Origin of the sequence: Ruminococcus sp. CAG:379 (genome assembly GCF_000434255.1) — a bacterium.
GTDB lineage: Bacteria > Bacillota > Clostridia > Oscillospirales > Ruminococcaceae > Ruminococcus_F > Ruminococcus_F champanellensis.
In genome coordinates, this window is record NZ_FR894807.1 from 9,643 (window position 1) to 34,021 (window position 24,379).

Annotated in this window: 16 protein-coding genes; 7 read left to right on the forward strand and 9 right to left on the reverse strand. The window is 48.4% G+C overall.

Annotated features, from left to right (window positions below):
- Window positions 1-338 (forward strand): NUDIX domain-containing protein (locus tag QVO51_RS00810; protein ID WP_288167683.1); only part of this gene is annotated, 338 nt, incomplete at its 5' end.
- Here the strand turns inward: QVO51_RS00810 and QVO51_RS00815 are convergent.
- Genes QVO51_RS00815 through QVO51_RS00825 form a run of 3 tightly spaced genes read right to left on the reverse strand, consistent with a single transcriptional unit; the run spans window position 318 to window position 4,977 of the window.
- Window positions 318-2,825, reverse strand: coding sequence for a transglutaminase-like domain-containing protein (locus QVO51_RS00815; protein ID WP_022356834.1), 2,508 nt, complete (start codon window positions 2,823-2,825; stop codon window positions 318-320). The genes QVO51_RS00810 and QVO51_RS00815 overlap by 21 nt on opposite strands.
- Complete coding sequence (locus tag QVO51_RS00820; RefSeq protein ID WP_022356835.1) at window positions 2,822-3,991, reverse strand: DUF58 domain-containing protein; 1,170 nt, start codon at window positions 3,989-3,991, stop codon at window positions 2,822-2,824. Before QVO51_RS00820 ends, QVO51_RS00815 begins: the two co-directional genes overlap by 4 nt.
- Complete coding sequence (locus tag QVO51_RS00825) at window positions 3,988-4,977, reverse strand: AAA family ATPase (RefSeq protein ID WP_276746901.1); 990 nt, start codon at window positions 4,975-4,977, stop codon at window positions 3,988-3,990. The genes QVO51_RS00820 and QVO51_RS00825 overlap by 4 nt, the downstream gene beginning before the upstream one ends.
- A 245-nt stretch (window positions 4,978-5,222) precedes the next feature.
- Between QVO51_RS00825 and QVO51_RS00830 the strand changes: the two genes are divergently transcribed.
- Window positions 5,223-5,753, forward strand: a complete 531-nt coding sequence (locus QVO51_RS00830; RefSeq protein WP_015558985.1) for an inorganic diphosphatase — start codon at window positions 5,223-5,225, stop codon at window positions 5,751-5,753.
- 21 nt (window positions 5,754-5,774) lie between these two features.
- Window positions 5,775-6,947, forward strand: coding sequence for a ribose-phosphate pyrophosphokinase (locus QVO51_RS00835; RefSeq protein ID WP_022356837.1), 1,173 nt, complete (start codon window positions 5,775-5,777; stop codon window positions 6,945-6,947).
- 54 nt (window positions 6,948-7,001) lie between these two features.
- Here QVO51_RS00835 and QVO51_RS00840 read toward each other — a convergent pair whose 3' ends face one another.
- On the reverse strand, window positions 7,002-9,188 hold the full coding sequence (locus QVO51_RS00840) for a substrate-binding domain-containing protein (protein WP_022356838.1): 2,187 nt from the start codon (window positions 9,186-9,188) through the stop codon (window positions 7,002-7,004).
- 172 nt (window positions 9,189-9,360) lie between these two features.
- On the opposite strand from QVO51_RS00840, the gene QVO51_RS00845 reads away from it, so the two are divergent.
- Window positions 9,361-12,912 (forward strand): glycoside hydrolase family 98 domain-containing protein, encoded by a 3,552-nt coding sequence (locus QVO51_RS00845; protein ID WP_022356839.1) that lies wholly within the window; start codon window positions 9,361-9,363, stop codon window positions 12,910-12,912.
- A 154-nt stretch (window positions 12,913-13,066) separates the two neighbouring features.
- Here QVO51_RS00845 and QVO51_RS00850 read toward each other — a convergent pair whose 3' ends face one another.
- Both QVO51_RS00850 and QVO51_RS00855 read right to left on the reverse strand, forming a co-directional pair.
- Window positions 13,067-14,578: a hypothetical protein gene (locus QVO51_RS00850; RefSeq protein WP_022356841.1), complete on the reverse strand. Its 1,512-nt coding sequence runs from the start codon at window positions 14,576-14,578 to the stop codon at window positions 13,067-13,069.
- Window positions 14,579-14,690: 112 nt separating this feature from the next.
- Window positions 14,691-15,644, reverse strand: coding sequence for an L-lactate dehydrogenase (locus QVO51_RS00855; protein ID WP_276747465.1), 954 nt, complete (start codon window positions 15,642-15,644; stop codon window positions 14,691-14,693).
- A 177-nt stretch (window positions 15,645-15,821) separates the two neighbouring features.
- Between QVO51_RS00855 and QVO51_RS00860 the strand changes: the two genes are divergently transcribed.
- On the forward strand, window positions 15,822-16,514 hold the full coding sequence (locus tag QVO51_RS00860) for an iron-sulfur cluster assembly scaffold protein (protein WP_015558989.1): 693 nt from the start codon (window positions 15,822-15,824) through the stop codon (window positions 16,512-16,514).
- A 16-nt stretch (window positions 16,515-16,530) separates the two neighbouring features.
- A complete protein-coding gene (locus tag QVO51_RS00865; RefSeq protein WP_022356843.1) occupies window positions 16,531-17,541 on the forward strand; it encodes a GGGtGRT protein in 1,011 nt (336 codons plus the stop codon).
- Window positions 17,542-17,714: 173 nt separating this feature from the next.
- Here QVO51_RS00865 and QVO51_RS00870 read toward each other — a convergent pair whose 3' ends face one another.
- Entirely contained in the window at window positions 17,715-19,088 is a 1,374-nt protein-coding gene (locus QVO51_RS00870; RefSeq protein ID WP_022356844.1) for an AAA family ATPase, read from the reverse strand.
- Between the two features lie 323 nt (window positions 19,089-19,411).
- On the opposite strand from QVO51_RS00870, the gene QVO51_RS00875 reads away from it, so the two are divergent.
- Window positions 19,412-19,624: a hypothetical protein gene (locus QVO51_RS00875; RefSeq protein ID WP_022356845.1), complete on the forward strand. Its 213-nt coding sequence runs from the start codon at window positions 19,412-19,414 to the stop codon at window positions 19,622-19,624.
- A 50-nt stretch (window positions 19,625-19,674) separates the two neighbouring features.
- Here the strand turns inward: QVO51_RS00875 and QVO51_RS00880 are convergent, their stop codons facing one another.
- Window positions 19,675-22,515 carry an ATP-dependent DNA helicase gene (locus QVO51_RS00880; protein WP_022356846.1) on the reverse strand — a complete coding sequence of 947 codons (2,841 nt, stop codon included), beginning with the start codon at window positions 22,513-22,515 and terminating at the stop codon, window positions 19,675-19,677.
- A gap of 84 nt (window positions 22,516-22,599) precedes the next feature.
- On the reverse strand, window positions 22,600-24,379 hold a 1,780-nt coding region (locus QVO51_RS00885; protein WP_441295902.1), incomplete at its 5' end, for a type I restriction enzyme subunit R domain-containing protein.

A 24,379-nucleotide genomic window follows, 5' to 3' on the forward strand; every position in this document is an offset into this window, starting at 1 on the left:
GCGGCGATGCAGCCGCCGTGCGAAAGCGTGAGGATAAGGGATTGCTGGCAGGGCTTTGGGAGTTTCCCAATCTGCCACACACATGCACCCCGGAGGAGGCAATTGCCTGGGGGGAGGAGATGGGTGTACACCCGACTGCTTTGCTCCAATCCCAGGAGCGTGTCCACATCTTTACCCACATTGAGTGGCATATGACCTGTTACTTTTTCCGGTGCCTGCACCAATCCGATGGGTTTGTATGGGCAGATGCGGATGCGCTGCAGGGGCAGTATTCGCTGCCCACTGCCTTCCGGCTGTTCCTGCCGGATGTACTGGAACTACTGAATCAAGCACCATAGGAAACGGAGCCGGAACTGCTGGAACCGGGTACAGTCTGAGCCGTATGCTTTTTGCAGCTGCATGGCAAGCTCCGTAACAAATTCCCGATCCTCCTCAGAAACAGTATGCGCACTCAAATCCGCATATTCAGCTATGGACGCAGCACGGGTCAGCGTATCTGCGGACAGATAAGGGCATGCTTCTTCTGCCCAGGCTGCAAAGCTGGTGGGCGTTTCATTGCCCGGTGTCAAGCCCATCTGTTTCAGCAGCCGCAGCAGATATTGATAAGCGCCAATCACAGCAGCATTTGTGTCTCCGGATGCAAAGACTGCTGTTCTTTTTTTCCAGATTCCATTAGCCCGGCGGTGCAGATACTTCCAGATGCCACAAGGCAACAAAATCGCTACTGCAAGCACTGTCAGGATCAACAGCAAAGCCCTGAAAAGGGAAGTAGAGCCGGAGTTATTTCTCTGTGTGCTGGTAGAACTGTCGGCTGTGCTGGTCTGGGTATGCACCGGTACAGTTGTGGTAACATGCGTCGTGGTCTGGGTGGTTGTGGTGGTTGCGGCTGTGGTGACCTGTAACGCCAGCTGGTTGGAGTTTGCACCGCCGGGAGTAAAGTCATAGGGGATCCACCCGATGCCATTCAGATAGATCTCCGCCCAGGCATGCGCATGGCTGTCATCTATCACCAATGTCCTCTCCATGGAACCAGAAGATTCCGATGCCTCGGAAAGCATATCCTGGGACACGGCGACTCCCTCCACATACCGTGCCGGAATACCAGCCATTCGGCACAGCATAACGCCGGCAGTGGCAAAGTAGGCACAGTATCCCTGGTGACTTTCCAGAAGAAAATATTCTATAAGCTCCCGTCCTGTCGGTACAGGTCCGGGCGTCAGAGTATAGGTGCAATTTTCTGTAATGGCACTGTAAATATCATCCACTTCCCGCAGAACCATGTCTGTGTGTGAGGCATAACTGTCCGCCCTTCCAATATCATTGTTCAATCGGTCAGCGTATGCTGTCTGAACACGCTGCATGGCTTCTGTATCCGGCACATCCAGGTAGGAATCATAGACAAATTTCTGATAGCTAGGCTCCCACTCATTCAGCTGTTCCGGATTCTTATCCAGTTCCATACTGGCGAAATACAGAAAGTTGAAATTCACACAATCATCCAGCAGATACTCTACGCTATAGGACTGCGGATAGAGCCGCTTGCATGCTCCATCGTGGTAGGGCTTCAGAAGATTGGTATCATATGGCGTGACAAACGGGTATGGGATATAGGCAATATCCGACGCTGCCGGAACCGGACTGATCTCCATCGTGTTCAGATGCATATCCGCTGTGCGAACACAGTTTTCAATAAACTGATACAGCATCGTCTGTGCAGAATTGGTTTTTCCGGCAGATTGTATCTGCGCAAGCCGTTGGTATTGTGCCTCAGTCAGAGCTGACCAGGTGTTGTTTTCATATTTGGATCCCACATAGCTTTTCAGATACAGGTCATAGTCCGGCACCGAAAAATAGCGCAGCTGAACCATGGGCTCATAGGTGAACCGGATCCCATTCAGCCTACCCAATGTAAAGGTATCCGGCGTGGATGTACTTGGAGCAAATTTGAAGGGAGAAGGAGCCGGTGTATCGACTTCCAGTTCCTTGGGCAGGGTAATGCGCTTTAATCCGCTTTTGATCTGCATGCGCCAGGTGTTCAACTGTTCAGAACGGGAAAAATGACTCCAGTTTAAGCCGGCAGTCACGGCAGAAAACAGCACAAGGATCAGAACCAGTCCGGTCAGTGCCGTCTGAACGCCCACTTGTCGGCGCAGGGGTTCCTTGGCATGATACTGGTGCATGCGCCTGCTCCGCAGATGCAGAATGGAAAAGGCACGATCCTGCGCCAGAATCCCCACCCAGTATGCAAGCAGACAGGCAAACGCCAGGTAAGAGGGTGCCACGCCATAGTACAAGCCGATTTCCGGCAGTGCGCCGGTCAGCACAAAACAGATCACTGCGTTGGGACGGGCAATGGTGAAAAAGCAGGTCAGAACGCCCAGGAACAGCATACAGAACAGCAGCAGTGCCGTCGTTGCCTGCATCTGGTTCTGATAGGTCAAACCGGTATAGTGCAGTTCTTCTGTAAAATGCACACGCTGATAAATGGTGTTGAATACATAACAATAGCCGTCCACCGCCAGAGACCAGTATTTCACCAGCAGCAGTTCTCCGCCGATCAGGGTGGGGATCAGTCCCAAAGCCCAGCGTTTGCCCATAATGCAGAACACGGAGGAAACCACCCAGCACAGCAGAATGCCTCCGATCAGCATTGAATAGTTGACTTGCAGATCGAACATGGACAAAAAAACTGCAAAGGTAGAGCTAATGCCAAGCAGAGCCAGCAGCATGGTATAGATCATGCTGCGCTGTTTGCCCGGTGGCGATGTGGACATGTGGGGCGCAGACAGCAGCTGGATCCCGCTTTCCGAAGCAGTCTGCTTCATAAAATCACCTCCCGCAAGGCAGCTCCAACGCATCCCGGAGAAACCGGGCAAAGCTCCAACTGTGGAAAGGCGGCCGCTGTGCGTTGGAAGCAAGCAGCGTCCTCCTCATCGGCATTCACGGAAATCACCGTGATCCGGTCGGCATGCAGCTGTTCCAGCTGAACCAACTGCTCCGGCTGTACACCGGCTGTAAAATAAATCAGATGAGAAATGCTTCTGTCCGGGTCTATGCAGTGCAGCGTGGAGGAAAGCGTATGGGTGGGAGTGGACATCAGCCGCCGGATGCCTTCATAGATCGACGCATCGGATACGGGGACAGTCACCAGCCGTTCGCCTGGGGGGTCAAACCAGCACAGATTGTGAGGATGCTCCGACTCAGAAAAGGCGACAGACACGGAAATCAGGGACTCCAGCAAGGCATGCTGCATCGGCAGGGGACTTTGCTTCCACTCTGCAAACAACACAGCAGCCTGTCCGATGGGCAGACTGAATTCCTTGACGATCAGTCCCGTATTCTTTTCACTGAGTTTCCAGTGAATCCGATTCAGCCTGTCACCGGGGTGATAATCCCGCAGCCCGAATACCTCCGAAGGATCATCTCCGGATCGATACTGGGAGAAGGTTTCATTCTCGCTGTCCTGGGAAAGCACCTGCCCAGACACCGGCTGCATGGGCCAGATATGGGGCATGATCCACAATTCCTGTGCCGGGGGCGCAGAAATCCGGATCCGGAACATCCGGAGCATGTCATACAGCCGGATCTGGGTGATCTCCGCCCGCAGACAACCGCAGTATTCCGGCAGCAGCTGCAAGCCGATGGTCTGACTGCTTCTGGCTGGCAGACCGGTGGACACCAGAATGGTTTCGTCCTGCTGTGCCAGTTTGTTCCGATACCGGATCCGGAACACGGCATGGGGAATCGGTAGAATACACGGATTCTGCAAAAAAAGCTGCAATTCAATCTGTTCCCCGGCTGGCAGGGTGCCGGAAGGACAAAGAAGCCGGATCCGGAGTCTGCTGCCGGCGATCCGGAGCCACAGCCAGGAAAAGCCGGGCAGCAGGAAAATACACAGCAGCAGGATCAGACTAAGCGTATCCTTAAACAGAAGGAAGAAAAACACCAGACCCACCAGCAGCAGACAGTATGCAAGCTTCGCCAAGATCATATTTCATCACCAATGACAGGAACAGGCACCTGCCGCACCACATCTCCAATGACCTGCTCCACTGTGATCTCCTGCATCCGGGCCTTGGTGCTAAGCAACAGACGGTGTGCGAATACATCCCGCAGCATAAAACGCACATCATCCGATGTAACGTAATCCCTACCCCGGAGCAGCGCCGTTGCCTTTGCGGCGGCAGTCAGTGCCAGCGTGCCCCGGGGACTGATGCCAAGTCGCAGCATCGGGTGCTGCCGGGTTGCCTGGGCAAGACTTGCGATGTAGTTGTAGATCCTGTCATCCACATAGATCTGCTCGGTCTGCCGCTGTAGCCGCACAATATCCTCTGCCGAGGCAACCTGATGCACATGGTCAATGGGGTTCTCACTGTGCCGTGCTTTTAAAATATCCACCTCGCTCTGTAAATCCGGATAGCCCATGTTCAGCTTGATCATGAACCGATCCAACTGGGATTCCGGCAGCATCTGGGTACCTACGGAGCCGATGGGATTCTGGGTTGCGATCACGAGAAAGGGCTTGGGCAACACCCGGGTCACGCCGTCAATGGTAACACTGCCCTCCTCCATGACCTCCAGCAAGGCAGACTGGGTCTTGCTGGAGGTACGGTTGATCTCATCCGCCAGAAACAGGTTGCACATTACCACACCGGGTTTGTAGTCGAAGCTGCCGGTCTGCTTGTTATAGATGGTAAACCCGGTCACATCTGCCGGCATCACATCCGGTGTAAACTGCATCCGATGGTGGACAAGGTGCATTGCCTTGGAAATAGCCAACGCCAGAGTGGTTTTTCCCACACCGGGAATATCCTCGATCAGAATGTGTCCGCCAGCCAGCATTGCCAGCAGGACTTTAATCACGGTCTCATCCTTGCCGACTACAGCCTTTTTCACCTCTCGGATAATCTGCTTTGTCTGTGTGATCGCAGACTGAATCTGTTCCTCCATATTGATTGTTCCTTTCTTTTTTTGTATCTTTAGCAGGCGTTCCTGGATCGTTTTACAATACAATTTCTAGTATAACACAAAATCTGCCGTTTTGCAACCGTTAAAACGCAAAATAGCCATGCTCTTTTGCCGACTGTCACAACAAATTTCGACACAAATCCGGAACAAAATTGGCATATGTACCAAAAAGCCATTGCTTGAATTGACAAATCGAGAATTACTGGTATACTATATTTATGTAGGTCTATGAGAACCGAGAAAAGAGGGTTACTATGAACATTTGGCACAATATCAGCCCCAAACGCATCAACTCCGATGATTTTGTGGCGGTCATTGAAATCCCAAAGGGGAGCAAGAAAAAGTACGAGCTTGACAAAGAAACCGGACTGATTATGCTTGACCGAATTCTGCATACCTCAACCCATTATCCCGCAAATTACGGTCTGATTCCCCGCACATATGCTGACGACAACGACCCGCTGGATGTTCTGGTGCTCTGTTCTGAGCGACTGTATCCGATGACCCTGGTGCGCTGCTATCCCATTGGCGTGATCCGCATGATGGACAGCGGTCATATGGACGATAAGATCATTGCAATTCCCTTCAATGATCCCAATTATAATATGTACCATGATATCAGCGAGCTTCCCCGGCATGTGTTTGATGAAATGTCCCACTTCTTCCGGGTCTACAAGGAACTGGAGAACAAGACCACTGCCGTGAACGAAGTAGAAAACGCAGAGGTTGCCCGCAAGATCATTCAGAGTGATATCGATCACTATATTGAAAAGTTTTGTAAATAATTTTTGAAGGAGCGTGCAAGCATGACAGCTGGAGCAAATGAGGTTTTGTTCGATTCACAGAAAGGCGTAGCACCCCTGGGGCTGATCGCCACAGAAAGCGCAACGGAGCTTGGTGACAAGATCAACGGGTACCTGATGCGCTGGCTCGTAAACGAGGAGGAGAATCCGGATGGATTCCTCATCGGTTCCGAGTGCCCCCGGTTTGCTTCCGGAGACGGTAAGGGTCTGATCAAGTCCACCGTCCGGGGCAAGGATCTGTTCATTCTGGTAGACGTGGGAAATTACAACTGCAAGTACAAGATGTTCGGAAGGGAAAATTCTATGTCCCCGGACGATCACTACCAGGATCTTAAGCGCATCATCCAGGCTGCATCCGGTAAAGCACACCGGATCAACGTCATCATGCCGATCCTCTACGGCGGCAGACAGCATCGTCGCAACTTCCGTGAATCCCTGGACTGTGCATGCGCACTGCAGGAACTGGAATCCATGGGCGTTTCCAATATCATCACCTTTGATGCACACGATCCCCGGGTGCACAATGCAGTACCGCTGATGGGCTTTGACAACGTAATGCCCTCTTACCAGGTGCTCAAGGCTATGTTCAAGTGCATTCCGGACTTTGACATTGCGCCGGACAAGTTTATGGTTATCAGCCCGGACGAGGGTGCGCTGAACCGGAATATGTACTACGCTTCCGTTCTGGGGGTCAACATGGGCATGTTCTACAAGCGCCGGGATTACTCCAGGATCGTCAACGGCAGAAATCCCATCGTGGCACATGAGTATCTGGGCAACTCCGTAGAGGGGCTGGATGTGTTTATCGCAGACGATATCATTTCCTCCGGCGAGTCCATGCTGGATCTGGCATATGCCCTGAAGGACAAAAAAGCACGCCGGATCTTTGCTTACGCAACCTATGGTCTGTTTACCGACGGACTTGAGAAGTTTGACAAGGCGTATCAGGATGGGTATATTGACGGTGTATTCGGCACCAACCTGACCTATCGCAGTCCGGAGCTTCTGGCTCGTCCCTGGTTCCACGAGGTTGACGTATCCAAGTATATTGCATACTTTATCGCAGCCATCAACCACGATGTATCCATCAGCACCGTCATTGATCCTCACCAGAAGATCGCACTGCTGTTGGAAAAGATGCATCAGAAGAAGCAAGAAAACGCACAGATGGCATAAGTTCCGATCCAATTTATACAGAAAGACCGCAGCCGGACAAGTTGCGGTCATTTTTTATGTATCCGTCAAAGAGCATGCCCTGCGGTATTCCGCCGGGGTCATGCCCGTATGCAGCCGGAACTGGCGCAGGAAATACTTGCTGTCCCGATAGCCGCATTGCTGGGCAATCTGCTGTATGCTGTCCTGGGTGGTAAAAAGCAGATACCGTGCAAGCAGGATTCTGCCTGTAATGCAGTCATGATGAGGATTGACGCCAAAGCAGGCTTTATAGATCGTCCGCAGGTGTCCGGAACTGTAGGAACAGGGGAGTCCTGTGCTGTCGGTTTCAAAAAACACCTCCGGGGACAGATAGAACTGATTTCGCAGCGCAAGCATCTCCCGGTAGTGGGAACAAGTCCGCCGGGCAGCACTGATTCTGGTCAGCTGATCCAGCTCCTGCAGCGCCTTTGGCATTTCCGTCTGATAAGTTGAATCCGGCGTACAAAGCTGCGCAGTACATACGAAAGAATCGGTGCCGTAACACCGGGTGTATCCGACTGCCCGCAGCAGGATTGCACCCAGCAGATCTGCAAGAAGACGGCTGTCAGCGGTATCTGCACGCACCACACAGGCAAATGTGTTTTCCTCGACTCTGCCATACAGCCGGGAGCCGGCACAGAAGCACTTGACTGCGTCAGATGCTGCCAGGAGCGCCTGAATCTTCTGCCCGGAGCCTTCGGTGGCATAGCTTTCGTCAAACAAGCAGACACGCAGCACCACAAGGTGGACTTTTCGGGCATCGAACGTTTCAACAGCTGCATCAAAAGCAGAGTGAAACCCACGCTTGCTGTACATATCCGTCATGTTATCCACCGATTCTGATAAATTGCAGCACTGGGTCAGATACTGAATATCATTTTTCAACCGCAAAAACTCCAAACCGTTGCTGACTGCTTTCAGCCAGTGCCGGTACAATGGGGTGTTGGCAGCCGGTGTATGAAACTTCATTACCGCATAGCCCAGGGATCTTTGCAGAGAAAACAAGGGGCTGAAGCTGTATGCGGCAGCCGAGCCGCTGCAAAATCGTTCCAAATCATGTTTTTGTATCGTAAATGGCTCTTCCTGAGCCAGAAGGCTGTAGCATGTCACAGTTTCCGACACTGCCCGGTCGTTGTACCAGTCCTCATACAGGCACAGATAAACCTCCTCTGCATGTCGAAGCATATACCGATACTTTCGACAAACCTGTAACAGATCCGGGATGGTACGACACTCGGTCAATTCAAATTCCAGCTGTCCGAACAGGTTCAGAAAGTAATCCGTGCGCTTCAGACTGATCCGCTCCTGTTCGGCAAGCAGCTGTGCCGGATCCAGACCGCATTGACAGGAATCTCCCGGAATCAGTCTGCCCGGAGGAGGGGTAAAATCCGTCCCCGGATGCCCGTCCAGCTGCTGCTGTATCAGTCGGATCGCCTCCGCCCCCAACTGCGCCCGATTGCGCTGATAGGTGGTCAGAATCGGGTAATGGTATATACGCTCCTGAATGTACTCATAGCCTGTGATCGTAATGCGATCCGGCACGGAGATTCCGTTTTTTGCAAGGGTATCCAGCATACCGTAAGCCATGTAATCGTTTCCGCAGAGCACTGCTTGGGGAAAGGGTCTGTCTTTTTTGATGTAGGATTCAGCAAGCTCTGCACCGGAATTCATCCAGAAATTACCGAAATGCACTTTATCCGGATCGTAGGGGAGTCCATGACGCTCCAGGGACGCCCGGTATCCGGCAACCCGTTGGTGAGACGCTTCAATAAAGTCAAAGCCGGTCAGCATTTCCATATTCGTAAATCCGTGTTTTTCGATCAGATGATCTGTAATCCGTTCAAAATCCAGTGCGTCACTGGTATTGAGAAACTGAAAATGCTCCAGAACAAAGCCAGGTTGCGGTGTGCCCAAAGCGATCAATGGTACATGCGTCATGTGAGACAGATGTTCCACAATCAGTTTTTGCTGGGTTGTGTTCAGGATTGTTTCTGAAAACAGGATCAGACCGTCAAACGCATCCGAAAGGATCAGATCGTAGATATCATTCTCCCGTTCTATGGTGTTTGCCGGGTCATTGGGATTATAAATATTTGAAAGAAACAACAGGTCGATGTTTCGTTCCTGTGCCTGCCGGAGCATACCGGAAAGCAGCTCTGACTGCTCTATATCGCTGAGCTGGGATGCGATCACGCCAATTATGTATCTGTTGGACTTGCTCATAAGCTACTTCCTCCCAAAGCGGACAGATGTGAACGTCTGTTATCATTATATCACTGTCCCAATTCACAGTCAAGAAAAAACATCGTTTTGTCCACCTAATAATTGTTTTGTGAGTTGACGACCTTCTGTGAATTTTCTATAATAAAGAAAAGAAAAAATGGAGGTGCATTGGATGAAACTTAAAAAAATCTGTGCTGCATTGCTTTCCGCCGCATTGCTCACAAGTTCCTTTGCCTATGCTTTGCCGAAGGACACAGCCGGCAACGCTGGTTCCACTCCCTCATTCCTTGGCGATCCGTTTCAGGTCTCCACAATGACCGCAGAGGCAGCAAGCAGCGTCATGCGCAGACCCTGCTCCCCGGATCAGCCCATGCTGATCGTGCACATCGACACCTGGAATTATGCAGATCCGGCGAAAATCATTGCTTTGATTCCGGAGGATATCAAGCCATATGTGGTGTTCAACATTTCGCTGTCCATCAATTGGAGCTCTACGGATCACAAGTGGCTGATGGTGCAGGACGGGTATGAATGTGCCAAGTCCTGGCTGAAAACCTGCGCAGACGAAGGTGTATGGTGTATGGTACAGCCTGCAAGCGGCGGCCAGTGCCATCTGCCGGATTATGATTCTTCCGGAAACATTGTAAATTACCCCAACAAGAGCCAGTTCGTTTCCCACGCTGATGATGACTATGAAAACACCATCTATGCAGAATTTTTCCGGGATTACCCCAACTTCATCGGCTTCAACTACAGTGAGCAGTTCTGGGGCTTTGAGTCTCAGGACTTTCCTGTAACCCCCATTCAGCGGTATCAGCATTTTGCAAAGCTGCTGAAGCTGTGCAACAAGTACGGTGGCTATCTGAACATCAACTGGTGTGCAAATTACTGGAGCGCTGCACTGAATCCAGTGGCAATGCTGAAACGCTGCCCCGAATGGCGCAGTGCCTGTGAACAGTACTCCGCCAATTTGCAACTGGAAGAAAAGTACACCCAACTTGGCTTCAGTGAGGATGTGGAAAGCGAAGTGCTGGGGGCATACCTGTCCGGCTATTGCGGCAACTACGGTGTTCGGTATGATGAAACCGGTTGGTCTGATTCCACCTGGTCCGGCAACGGAGATGTAACCAAGGAACAATACCGACAAATCACCGGCCTGCCTATTCACATGGAGCGCATGGCACTGAATGGTGCTACGATCATCGATGGACCGGAGCTTGTGTGGGCGGATGACTTCGCAGAAAAATGGGGCGGCATAAAGGATGGCGACTACAGTTGCCGTAGTTGGGACACCAAAGATCAATATGTGAACGATACCCTAGGCTTCTTTCGCAAGCTGGTAGATGGGACCATCCGGATTCCCACCCGGCAGGAAGTCATCGAGAGAACCAAGGTAGTTGTGATTCAGGATAACACCACCGGGGATAATCACAACAAATACAGCACCTATCCTACTCTGTTTGAGGGGCTGTATCGCATGTCCGGAGACGGGAATCTGGATAAAAATTACAATCCATATAAGAGTACAGGACGATATCCCACAATCCCCACAGTTTATGCCCTGCGGGACAGCGTGGCAAAGAGCTTCCAGGTGCAGATCAAGCAGTCCTCCATCCCGTCCCGGTGGAGCTCCATTTCCGCAAAGCAGGATGAGTTCAACAAGCTGTTCGCATCCGACTACTACGGCAATTGCTATGCAGGCAGATATGAGAACACATGGGTTACCTACAACTCCAATAAGGATGGCAGCAACTGCGGTGCGGTTCTTTCTCTAAAGTACAACACCTGCAAGGATCTGGACGTTAACTTCAACCAATACGGCAACGCCCTGATCAAGGAGTACAGTGACCGGATTGATATTTACGCAAATAACTTTGACGAAAAGGCACAGACTACCCTGAGAACCGATACCTTCAAGATTTCCGGCTGTGCAGCAAAGCCCAGCTATTCCGCAAAGGATACGGGCAGAAACCAGACCGCATCCCAGATCAGCGAAAGCTATGCAAACGGTACATACACCTTAACTGTAAAGCACAACGGTCCGGTAGAGATCAGCATTCAGTGCAAGGGCAATGAGACCGGAAGACTTTCCAATCCCAAGGCTTCCAGCGTAAAGGCGCCTGCATATCCTTCCTTCTACACCGGCGTTCGTCAGTATGAGGGTGAATTCTTCGACACACAGAATGTAGAAGGCAACGTAGCAAACGGCTGTGGCAGTGGCGTAACCGGCTTCTGGGGACAGGGCTTCCTGAAGTACGGCGCAAAGAATAATGCAGCCGTTCGGGACACTGTTTCTACCACCAAGGCAGGAAAATTTGACCTGACACTGCGGTATTCCGCAACCTCCGACATCAACAACGTAGACCTATATGTAAACGGCAGCAAGGTTAAGACCCTGTCTATGCCCAAGGGCAGTAGCTACAGCGATTGGAAAACTGTGACCCAATCCATTGATCTGAAGGCAGGGGACAACCAGGTCGAGCTGAAATCCAATGCAGCACTGGCTGGCTCCCTGTATTTGGACTGCTTTACAGTCAAGGGGGATTTCGGCACCGGAACAATCGAGGATCCGGATCCCATCAGCGGCACACTGCTCAAGGATCTTACAGTTACTGACACAGAAAATGCAGCTGACTGGTCCATCTATCAGGATTTCAGTGTTGGCTCCAAGCTTTTTGGAGACAGAGATCTTACCGCAACATCCATCCCTGCTGGTTTAGCAGGGGCAGAAGCCATCCGGACTGCCTGTGACTCCAAGCTCGTAACCGCAAATCTGGGTACATGCAAGGCAGGCGCTGATATTACGGTTTATGTTGCAATGGATTCCAGAGTTACCTCTGCGCTTCCTGCATGGCTCAGTGGCTGGACTAAAACAGCCAATACCATTCAGACATCCAACGACCTGACATTGGAACTGTACAAGAAAAACTTCAATGCCGGCGAGACCATCACACTGGGAACCAACGGCGGATCCAACGAATCTGTAAACTACATTGTACTTGCAGTGGCGAAGGAAGTAGAACCCATCAGCGGCAAGATTATTCAGGAGCTTACCGTATTCGACAAGGAGAATGCTGCCGACTGGTCCATCTATTATGACGTAAAGGTTGGCTCCGTACTCTACGGCGACCGGGATCTCACCATCACTTCCATGCCCAAGAATCTGGTGAATGCAGAAACAATCCGCACAGCATGCGATTCCAAGCTGAGCACAAACGATCTTGGCAAGTTTACGGTCAGTACAGATGCAACCATCTATACCGCTGTGGACACCAGAGTGGTTGAAAACATGCCGGAATGGCTGAAGGCATGGACATTTGCAGGATGCAGCGTGACCACTTCCAATGACGTTACCCTAATGCTCTACAAGCTGAACGTAAAGAAGGGCGATGTTGTGGCACTGGGAACCAACGGAGGCAGCGGCAATTCTGCAAACTACATTGTATTTGCCGTTCCCCAGGAAAAAATCGTCAAGGGCGATGTGAACCTGGACGGCGTCATCAACGGTTTTGACCTGATTCTGGCAAAGCGCGGCATGGCAAACGGATTCACCGATACCCGTTCTTTCGATGCTGCTGATGTGGATAAGGATGAAAAATTAGAAAAGGACGATATCACCCAGCTGCAGAATTTCATCAAGCTGTCTGCAAAGGAATTCACAGAAACACCTGTAACAAAGCCTGCGCCTGCTGTACTCACCGAACCGGCAGGTGATCCCGGCTAAAAGACCATTCGTCCCCATATGTACAACTATGTACGTTCCATTTTCAAAGCAACCAAGTAAAGCCTCCCCCTGGAGCTTCGGCTCTACCCATAAACCAGAAAACGGTACAGTCCGCAAGGTCTGCACCGTTTTCCTTTTCCTTGTAACACTGTCATTATGCAATGCTGCCTTCACGCAGCTGATACAGCTCATACCGGTATCCATCGTGGGCTTCCTCCGCCGTACCGATCAAGGTATACAGCTCAGTCAAAGCTGCGCACGGTTCTTTACGCCAAAGGTGTTCCCGCATGCGATATCGTACCACCACGAACTCCACAGCACCCTCCTGTACAATCCTGTCCTGCTCCCGGTACATCTCGGGCAGTTGATCCTTTGGGATATTGAGCCGGCAGAAAAACCGGGTATCCGGCAGCAAAGCGCCGGACTCCAGATAAAAGCCGCCATCCAGGAAACAATAATTCAGCAGCGTGATTTCATCCTGTCGCTTCGTTTGCTCCATCAGCTGTGCAAACCGGATCTGGGGGTAGTAGAACTCAGGCTTGCCAAAATAATACCGACAGTTGCTGGCAGGGTACAGCGCCAACAGATACACCACCGGCAACGCCAGCTTCATGCACGTTTTCCACCGTTCCCGACCCATACCAGCCCACAACCGCAGCAGGGGAATGATACCGAACAGGCAGTACCCCGCCATAATCAGCAGGTAATACCGATACCGGACACCTCCCGCAAATACAAAAAAGTACAGTCCTGCATAAGTTGCGGCAATGGCGATCCGGGTGGCGGTCTGCTTGCAGCTGTCTTTTTTCAAGACAAAATACAGCGCACCACCTATGCACAGTGCAGTCATACAGAAATTGTGGAACACATCCTGCACCAGGATTCCGCCGATGCGCAGAATCAGAGAAGCAGAACGGGAATATAGAAAAATGTTGGAGTAGAAGTATACATAAAAAAAGTCATACAGTGCGTGGTGGTATGCAAAATACGCCAGCCATGGCAGCATGGTCAGAGCCATGCCGCTCAGGAACAGAAAACAATGGGCAAATGCCCGGCCAGGCTGTCCCTGTCGGATGGTCTGCACGAAAAAGAACAGCACCCAGGCAATGTAAAACCCCAGCATGGTGAACTTGATCCAAAGAATCATGCCAGCCAGCACACCGCAAAGAATATGTGTCCGGCGGCAGGGCAGTGTACCGGACTCGGTGCAGCGCAGCATAGCATACAGACCGTACAGCACCAGAGGCAGACAGAATTCCTCCGCATTGTCCCCCCGGCTGAAGCAATAAGCTGTGACGGTCACAAAGCCGGATAATGCCGCCGCCGGAAATTGCAGACGCTCCGGCAGAAACAGCCCTGCGATCTTACAGTACAGCCAGAGCACCCAGGTCAGGTTCAGAATCTCTAGCAAATAGACTCCGAAAAAGCCATTGCTGTCCATCCATGCAGCCAGGGCATGCAGACCATACAGCAGGGGACCCTTTTGCTCATACAGATCCCGGTAGGGGACTGTTCCGGACAGCATGGCTTTTCCCACCGTCAGAAAGCAGTTCTGATCCACCCCCGTGTGCAGAGGAAACAGGGGCGATGCCATGGAACAGACAGTCATCAGAAGAATGGACAGCAGTACACAGCTCAGCAGCCGTATGCAGGTTTGCCGCTTCAAAAGCAACCCTCCCAATTTGTGATATACATTTACTTTTCTAGTGTATCACAAATCAGGAGGGTTTGCAAGCCGAACCTTCGGCAGTATCGCATAGGGTTTGCGCAGTGTTTTCTTATAAATCCAATCCTGTGATTACATCCTTCAGAGTCTGTACCGAATGCTCCAGCTGCTGCTGTTCGCTGGCATCCAGAGGGATATCCAGCACCTTTTCAATGCCCTCCGCACCCACAATGGAGGGAACGCCGAAATACACGTCCGATACCCCGTAATGACCGTTTACATAGGCAGAAACCGGCAGCACAGAATGCTCCTCCCGGACGATGGCACGGGCGATCCGGGTCACTGCCAGAGCAATGGCATAATAGGTGGCGCCTTTTTTCTCAATGACCTTATAGGCACTGGTGCGCACGTCCTCGTACAGCCTGTGGAGCGTTTCTCCGTCGCATGCGCCGCAGATATCGCAGAAGCTGTCCAGATCCACCCCGGAGATGTTGGCGCTGCTCCATACAGCCAGCTCGCTGTCTCCGTGCTCTCCGATGATGAAGGCATGCACGCTGCGGCTGTCCACCCCCAGATGCGCCCCAAGCAGGTATTTCAGCCGTGCCGTATCCAGCACCGTACCGGAGCCGATCACATGCTCCGGTGGGTAACCGGACAGCTTCCACGCCGCATAGGTCATCACGTCCACCGGGTTGGATACGATCAGCAACCGGGCATCCTGCGTTACCGCAGTGATTTGGGGGATCATATCCCGGAAGATCTCCACATTTTTGCGAACCAGCTCCAGCCTGGTTTCACCGGGCCGCTGTCCGGCACCGGCTGTGATGATAATCAGAAAGCAGTCTGCCAGATCCGCATAGGTGCCGGCGTAGATCTTCATAGGGTGTACAAAGGGCAGACCATGGCTCAGATCCATTGCTTCTCCCTCCGCCTTGGTCTGATTGATATCGATCAGCACCAGCTCGGAGAACATTTCCTCCTGTACCAGGGAAAAGGCAATGGATGCCCCTACAAAGCCGCACCCGATCACAGCACATTTTTGTTTATTCACAAGGATTCCTCCCATCGTAAATTCATCAGTAGCATTGCCTTTAGTCTGTCCGGAAATACCTTTTTTATGCGGTCTGATAAAAAAGGTTCAGGAATTCAAAAAAGGGGCTTGATTCTGTCGAAAAAATGCGGTATAATGATACCATATGATGTATAAGGTGAATCTCATCTTATATCGAAAGGAGTTAAGGATATGAATTATTCTCATGAAGTTGAAACAATGTGCCCTGTAAAGCAAGGCGTTGCTCACGGCGCAGCCCCGATCCCGGAAGAAGCAAAGTGGGTGAAGGCAAAGGAAATCACTGATATTTCCGGTTTCACACACGGCATCGGCTGGTGCGCACCGCAGCAGGGTACCTGCAAGCTCACACTGAACGTTAAGGGCGGTGTGATCCAGGAAGCATTGGTTGAGACCATCGGATGTTCTGGTATGACCCATTCTGCTGCAATGGCTGCTGAAATCCTCCCCGGCAGAACCATTCTGGAAGCACTGAACACCGACCTGGTTTGCGACGCAATCAACACTGCAATGAGAGAGCTGTTCCTGCAGATCGTATACGGCAGATCCCAGAGTGCATTCTCTGAGGATGGTCTGGTAATCGGCGCAGGACTTGAGGATCTTGGCAAGGGTCTCCGTTCTCAGGTTGGTACCATGTACGGTACGCTGGAAAAGGGTCCCCGTTACCTGGAGATGACTGACGGTTATGTAACCGGCATTGCTCTGAATGAGGATGACGAGATCATCGGCTACAAGTTCGTTAACTTCGGTAAGATGATGGACTTCATCAAGGCAGGCGATGACGCAAACACAGCATACGAAAAGGCACAGGGTCAGTACGGTCGTGTTGCAGACGCTGTAAAGATCATCGATCCCAGAAAGCAATAAGAGGAGGAAAACTACAATGGCTTTATTTGAATCTTATGAGAGAAGAGAAAAGCAGATTCTTGCTGTTCTCGCACAGTACGACATTCACTCCATCGAAGAGGCTGCTGAAATCACAAAGGCTAAGGGTCTTGACATTTACAAGCTGGTTGAGAGCATTCAGCCCATCTGCTTTGAGAATGCAAAGTGGGCTTACACTGTAGGCTGCGCAATCGCAATCAAGAAGGGCTGCACCAGAGCTGCTGACGCTGCTGCTGCAATCGGTGAAGGTCTGCAGGCATTCTGCATCCCCGGCTCCGTAGCTGACCAGCGTAAGGTTGGCCTGGGCCACGGCAACCTGGGCAAGATGCTGCTGGAGGAAGAAACCAAGTGCTTCTGCTTCCTGGCTGGTCACGAGTCCTTTGCCGCTGCTGAAGGCGCAATCGGTATTGCTGAAAAGGCAAACAAGGTTCGGAAGGAACCCCTGCGGGTTATCCTGAACGGCCTGGGCAAGGATGCTGCACAGATCATTGCAAGAATCAATGGCTTTACTTACGTTGAAACCGAAATGGATTACTACACCGGCAAGGTAAAGGAAGTATTCCGCAAGTGCTACTCCAAGAATGCTGACACCCCCCGTGCAAAGGTAAACTGCTACGGCGCAAACGATGTAACTGAGGGCGTTGCGATCATGTGGAAGGAAGGCGTTGACGTTTCCATTACCGGTAACTCCACCAACCCGACCCGGTTCCAGCATCCGGTTGCAGGTACCTACAAGAAGGAATGCGTTGAGCAGGGCAAGAAGTATTTCTCCGTTGCATCCGGCGGCGGTACCGGCCGTACCCTCCACCCGGACAACATGGCAGCAGGTCCGGCTTCCTACGGTATGACCGATACCATGGGTCGTATGCATTCTGACGCACAGTTCGCTGGTTCCTCCTCCGTTCCGGCTCACGTTGAGATGATGGGTCTGATCGGTATGGGTAACAACCCCATGGTTGGTGCAACAGTTGCTTGCGCAGTTGCTGTTGAAGAGGCTATGAAGGGCTAAAATACGTATTTTTCTGAATTTCAGAAATTTAAAAAAATTTGCCAAATGGCTCAAAAATGCGGTTTGTCACCCATTTGTCACCCTAAATTCTAAGTGGATGACAAGACGGATGACAAAATCGGATGACAAGAATCATAAACCGCCGTTCAGGTTCGTCCTGAGCGGCGGCTTTTTCATTCGTTGAAGTAAAGTGTTTTTCCGTCGATTAACTCAAAGTCGTCAGATTTTTCAAACGCAAATCCTCCCGTGCAGACAAATCCCACGCCCGACACGGTGATGCCTTTGATGCTGTCAAGCTGTTCCTTTTCCTGACGGCATTCTTCAAGCGTCATAGGTCGGTCGAAGTATTTGCATTCGTAGAAATCATAATGCTCTCCACGCCTGATAACGCAGTCAAACTCGCCGTTGGTCTTGGTGGCAGGATCATCATACCAATAGCTGCCGAAATCGTCAATATCGGGGTATTTGCCCAGCATAGCGGCTCTGTGGAAGTATTGCAGTGCGATGCCTTCAAGTCGTCTGCTGACGAATTGCTCCAGTACAGCGTCAATATTTCGATTGAAGAACTGCTCCTCACCGATACGTGCGATCGTTCCTGCCTTGCCGAAAATGAACGTGAAATAGAACCGCATCAGATTATCCACGATCTCATAGAACTGCTTTTTCTTGTCGTTCCGGCGGTTGATGGGTTCGGTCTTCTGAATGGTCTCCATGTCGAGCAGAATTTTCAACTGCTTGTCGAGCAGACCTGTCTCGCTGCTTATAATTTTGTCCCGTATCTCGCTGTAACGCTTCTTGCCGTTGCCGAGAATTTCCAATATCCTCGCATCGAATGTCTTCTGTATCTCTTTGAGCATAACATTCTCGATGTGTGAACGCACCAGACCCGTTTCGGGCAGAAGCAGACGCTCGATGTTTTCCTGAATAGTCAGACCCGTATCAAGATTTTCCAGAACATAGGGGCTTCCGCCGAATACGGCATAGAAAGCGACCTTGTCACGAACGGAAAGATCGGGATAGAATTTCGCTGCATCAAGGTAGTCAAAGTCACGGATATGCTGTATCAGTGAGAACCTGCCGAACAGTGGGTTGCCCTCCTCCAGCAGTTCCTTCATTACGGTGATATACGAACCGCAAAGCACCAGCTTGACATTTTCGGGCAGCCTGTCGATGACCGCCTGCATATACGAATCGACTTCGTTTTTCTTTTTGGTCTGCTTGAGGTATGGGTATTCGTCAATGATGAGCAGTATTTTTTTATCAAGCGTTTTTAGGTAGTCCATCATCTCAAACAGAGAGCCGAAGCGGATATTCGGCAGTCCAAGCCCCTCCGAAACGCTCTGATAGATCAGCTCCATATTGCCCTCAAAGGTGCTTGTCACGCACATATGGTTGATGACAACACCCTCAAAGTGCTTTGCAGCTTCGCTCAAAAGCGTGGATTTTCCGACCCTGCGCTTGCCGTAGACCAGCACCGCCGTTTTGCGTTTCCATGAAGAAAGCTCGTTATTCAACTGTCTAAGTTCTTTTTCTCTGCCGATAAACATAGTATCACATCTTTTCTGAAAATGTTTTCTCTGAATAATTTTTCAGTATAATGATATTATACCACAGTGCTTTGCCGTTGTCAAGTTTCTGAATAAAAATTCAGTGAATATTTATTCAGAAAGTCGTACTGCTGATATTATGACCTGGTATTGATAGTATGCCACCGGGAAGCGATACTATCACTCACGTTATTATGCACCGGGGAAAGTGTCGGTATTGCTGCGCATTTCACAAGAATAGTTACAGATTTGACGCAGAGCTGGACTCCTGGTTTGCTGTGGTATATAATGTATCTACAATAAAACTTATGGAGGTCACAGCTATGTTGAAAATCTCAGAATTGGCAATGCCGAAGTCACGCAAGGTCACTACCATATGCAACGGCAGACGTGAGGTCTGGACGGACTATGAAGAAGCAAAAGCATATTTCCTGGAACTTATGATGTCTACCGACGGCGAGGAACATGACCGAGCAGAGTGCGTTTATATTCAGCTTATGCACGGACTTGACGAGTGCAGTGATGCTGACAAATAATCTAAGAGGGCGAGGTGTCAGTGACGGCAGCTCGCCCTCCTAAAATCACCTCAGACTATTTCGCTTTTCAATAATGCGATATCCTGACGGTTATCAATAGGCTTGATTCTTTCAAGTATTTTCTGTTCAACAGATTTAGACCAATAAATCTTCAGTCTTTTCTTAGCACGAGTAATTGCAGTATAGAATATGCTGTGAGTTATAAGTTCATCTATTTCATCGGTTATAACTATTTTAACAGAGTCATATTCCAAACCTTGTGCTTTATGGATTGAGACAGCATACGCTATTTGAAACGGAACCGTAGCCCTTGAAGTTTCGTCATCGTCCTCGTCAGTGCTTTTATTCTTAAAGACTTCAAACCGAATAATCGAGTTTCCCTCCTGATTCGTTCCTATGATGTTGAAGTTACGATTATCCATATTTAATTCTATAAGAGGTTTATCAAGTTCGACATCAAATTGAATCGACTCATTTGCCTGACCTTCATTTAAAACAGCGAAATCTACGATTTTAGCTTTCATATTATTATGAATAACAGGAACTTCGTCTTCATCACTGCTAAAAAACGAATCGGCAGCATCGTTGAATAGAATAGGATCACCGACTTTGTATCTTTGTATGCCACGATAAATCTCTTTACCGTTATTGTTTTCTTGCATGAAATGATTGATATTATTAATACCGTAAAGTCCTCCATAGTTTAAGCAAAGTATAATTTCATTTTTGGCTGCAGAAGTGAATATTGAAGTATCCAGTTCTGCCGAAAACTCACCTGCTTGTAATCTGTCGAAAACATCACTATCCTCATTATTACCCTGCATTTTTCTGACATTATCCCAGAGGTCTAATAATTGCTTACTTTCTGTTCTAAATGGTTTTTTTAATTCACATACTGATGTTGGAGGAATAAAGAATCTTACTGCATTAAACCAATTTCCAAATTCTATAGCCTCGATCTGGTATATATCTCCTACCAAAATTAAAAGCTTGTACTGAGCAAGTTCAAGAACCTTTCTCATACTTTTATTACTTACAGTACTACACTCATCTATTATGAGAATATCATAATCTCTTTTTACATCTTTAGCATACGGATTATTAAATTTGGTGATAGTCATAAAATTGCATTTTGATGATGCGCTCACTTTTCTTTTCAAATTGTTTACCGCTGGATTTGTGTGAGCTAAGTACAACCGCGAGTAGTCCTTGAAAAATGTTGAAATATAATTGATCAATGTCGTTTTTCCAGTTCCTGCTGCACCATAAATCAAAGCCACTTTCGATTTATCAAACAAATTGATTAAGGCATCTTTTTTCTCATCTGACAGATCGCTATTATCTTGAGTATCTATCCAATGCTTCGCTGTGTTAGCGTGATTAGGAATTCCATTAGTGGTCAGGCTTTTTACAGTTTGAATTATAGAAACCGTATCTTCTTTATAGCTTTCTATAAAAATAAAATCATTTTTTATGATAAGCTTTCGTGCTTGTTGAGTACGATTCTTATAAAGTCGGCTGTTATAAACATTTACAAGGCTTTCAACATCTTCAAAATCCAATATTTTATATTTCCCGTCATCACTCTTTTCTAATTTTGTGAAAAGAATACCTTTTTGTTCTGTATTATGCCTGATAAACCAAGCAATAATCTCATGTTCTCGTCCCGATATCTCAAAGCAATCAAATATATCAGAAATGCTCGGAACGTGTTTTCTAAGAGCAGAACAAAATGGCATATTATCAAAAGGTATACATTCATTTGCTAAATAAAGATCAGAAAGCAAAGAGTTTTGACCTATGTATTCCCAACAACCATTATAATAATCCCATTTCCATTGCTCCTTGTATTGTGCTTTTATTATCCTATTTGTCATATGAAATAATAGATACTTAAGGATATTAGCTCCTGGGCTTTGATTTCGTAAAAGCTCTCTGCAATAATCCAGAATATCAAAGAAAAATGTGGAACTTGAATTTGGAACGATTTTACCGCGTAAATTAGCAAAGGCTTCATCTGAAATATCAAGGAGCTCGGATAAATTGGCTCCGGTATCAGTTAAATATTGTGATAAATGCTTCTGTTCGGCTTTAGATAACTTAGGGGCATTCTTGTAAATCAGTTTTGCAAAATTATCGAATTCACAAGGACGAATATTCACTTCCCAATTGACAATAACTCGTATGGGCATGGTTTTTCCAAAAATTCCAATTGAATTATTGGCTATAGCAAATCTGACAGCGTAATAATCGGATAATTCAATGTCTGTAAACGCAATGATCCGATCTGTTTTGCTTGCTTTATCATTTGCCGGTATGAACGCAACTTCATAGTATATTTTCCCGTTTACAAAAAATGGCTTTATTGATTGGATATAAAACCGGTCGAATCGAAATCCTTCTCTTATAGGAGTATGGTATAATTCAATTTTCTCAGAAATCTTCTCATAGTATTCTTTATAACTATCATCTATTTCAATAGGAAACTTTTCAAGGTTATGGAGGACTTCCATAGAATAATTGTCCTGAAGATAATTCTTTATTCTCAGAAGATATTCATAATATTTGAGCATCAATCGATTAGCATTTTCTTCTGCTAAAGTTCTATGAGATACAGATACCTGCAAGAAACGATGAAAACGTGCAATATGCTTCAATTTCATCTGGCTTTTAACATACTTTACTGCTTTTTGAACATTTTCATGTGAATCTTCGATATCCTCTCCATTGGCATAAATCTTCAGCATAATATGTTCGACGAAATGGCGAAGATGCGAAAGAATGTCTTGAGATATTTCTCCAATTGTAGATTTTTCTATGCTATCAATATGACGGCAAATAACTCTGTCACTGTTCATTATCTGCTCGTCTATGCGTAAAGGTGCATCCATTATATTTTTCTCCTCTCTGTTACAGATTTACATTTTATCCTATAAGAGCCGTTAGGAGCTTAACTCACATACGGCTCTTAAATCTTATGAGTCTTTCCTCAACGACTTATACAACTCTTTTGCCATAATATCCTGCACTTTCTGATAAAACTCAGGATCGTTGAACAGCTTCTGGAATGATTCGTTGTTATCAAGAAAACACTGTGTAACGATCTCCTTGAATTTCTCCGGGAACAGAGAATTGACGAACATTTCTGTGCTGTTATCGCTGGCGTATTTCTTGAACTTTTTAACGTCTTTATCGTCCATGAACATACGGTAGATACCTTCGATAATAACCCTGTCTGCATCGGTGAACTGACCGTCAAATCGTTCGTTGACCTTATCTATGATACTCTGTAAAGTGTCCTTTTTCTTGTTAGGCTTCTTGGGAGCAGTTGCTCCACCGGGAACCCATACAACTTTCTTTTCATCGAGTATGATCGCTCCGGTATGTGTTTCTTTAAGGTTAGCATATTCCAGTCTGACTTTGTCATCTATATCAACGATATCCTTTCCTGATTTCGGAAGCAGTCTCAGAAGATTGGACGTATACAGATATTCAGCAAAAAGGTCTTTGTCGTGCAGTCTGACGATCTGGGTTATATATGCACAAGTCCTTGTAAACTTGCGGAGATAGTCACGGACTGCATACTGATTGTCCTCGGAAAGATCTCTGTATCTGTCAATCACAGGACGGAACATTCCTGCGAGCTTGCCGAGTGCTGCTGCATTCTGCCCTTTTCCAGTCTGTTTTGACATAAAGTCGTTGAATTTCTCGACATCATCATAATTGAACAGCATATACTCGTTCAGCTTGTTTCTGAGGTCATACACCACATTCAGGTCTGTTGCGCCTTCCATAGAAGACTCCTCATAGAACGGCTGAAATGCTTTTTTGATGTCTTCCTCGGTATTTTCAAAGTCAAGGACAAAGGTGCTTGCCTTTCCGAAGCAAGTACGGTTCAGACGGGAAAGCGTTTGCACGGCTGCTACACTTTTCAGCTTTTTATCCACATACATGGAATGAAGCAGCGGTTCATCAAATCCTGTCTGATACTTATTGGCTACAACAAGGATATTGTACTGACTGCTGTGGAACACCTTTCTGAATTTCTTGTCAGTCGTGATGTATTTTCCGTTTTCGTCAAGGTTCATAGAAGCTTCGGTAAACGGCTTTTCCATGGGCATTTCTTCCAGCGTGATCTCGCCTGAAAATGCGATCATAACATCACAGCCTGCGGATTCCTGCGGGTGATCTTTCAGGTACTGCTTGATTGCAAGATAGTAGCGTACCGCATTGGCTCTGCTGTCGGCAACGACCATTGCTTTGCCCTTGCCGCCGATCTGGAATCTGCCGTTTGCAAGGAAATTCGCCATTAGCATTTCCGTTTTCTGTGTGATCGTATAGCCGTGCTTCTTATAATACTTGAACAGCGCTTTCGATGCCGCCCCCTCTATCAGTTCGGGATTGTCCTCGGAAACTTTGACAAGCTTAAATGCTTCACGGATCGTGGTATAGTCCTGCAAAACATCAAGAATAAATCCTTCCTCTATTGCCTGTTTCATGGAGTATACATGGAACGGCATTTTTGTTGGTGTACCGTCAGCACTGATATACTCAGTGCCGAAAACCTCTATCGTCGGACCTTTCGGTGTTGCGGTAAATGCGAAGAAAGACTGGTTTGCGTGTCTGCCCTGACCGATTACGCTATTAATAAATTCATCAGTGAGGTCAACATCTTCCACATCAATCTCCTGTTCCTCTGCGTATTCCTTTACAGCTACACCAATGTCGATATGCCCCCATACCCGATTTGATAGA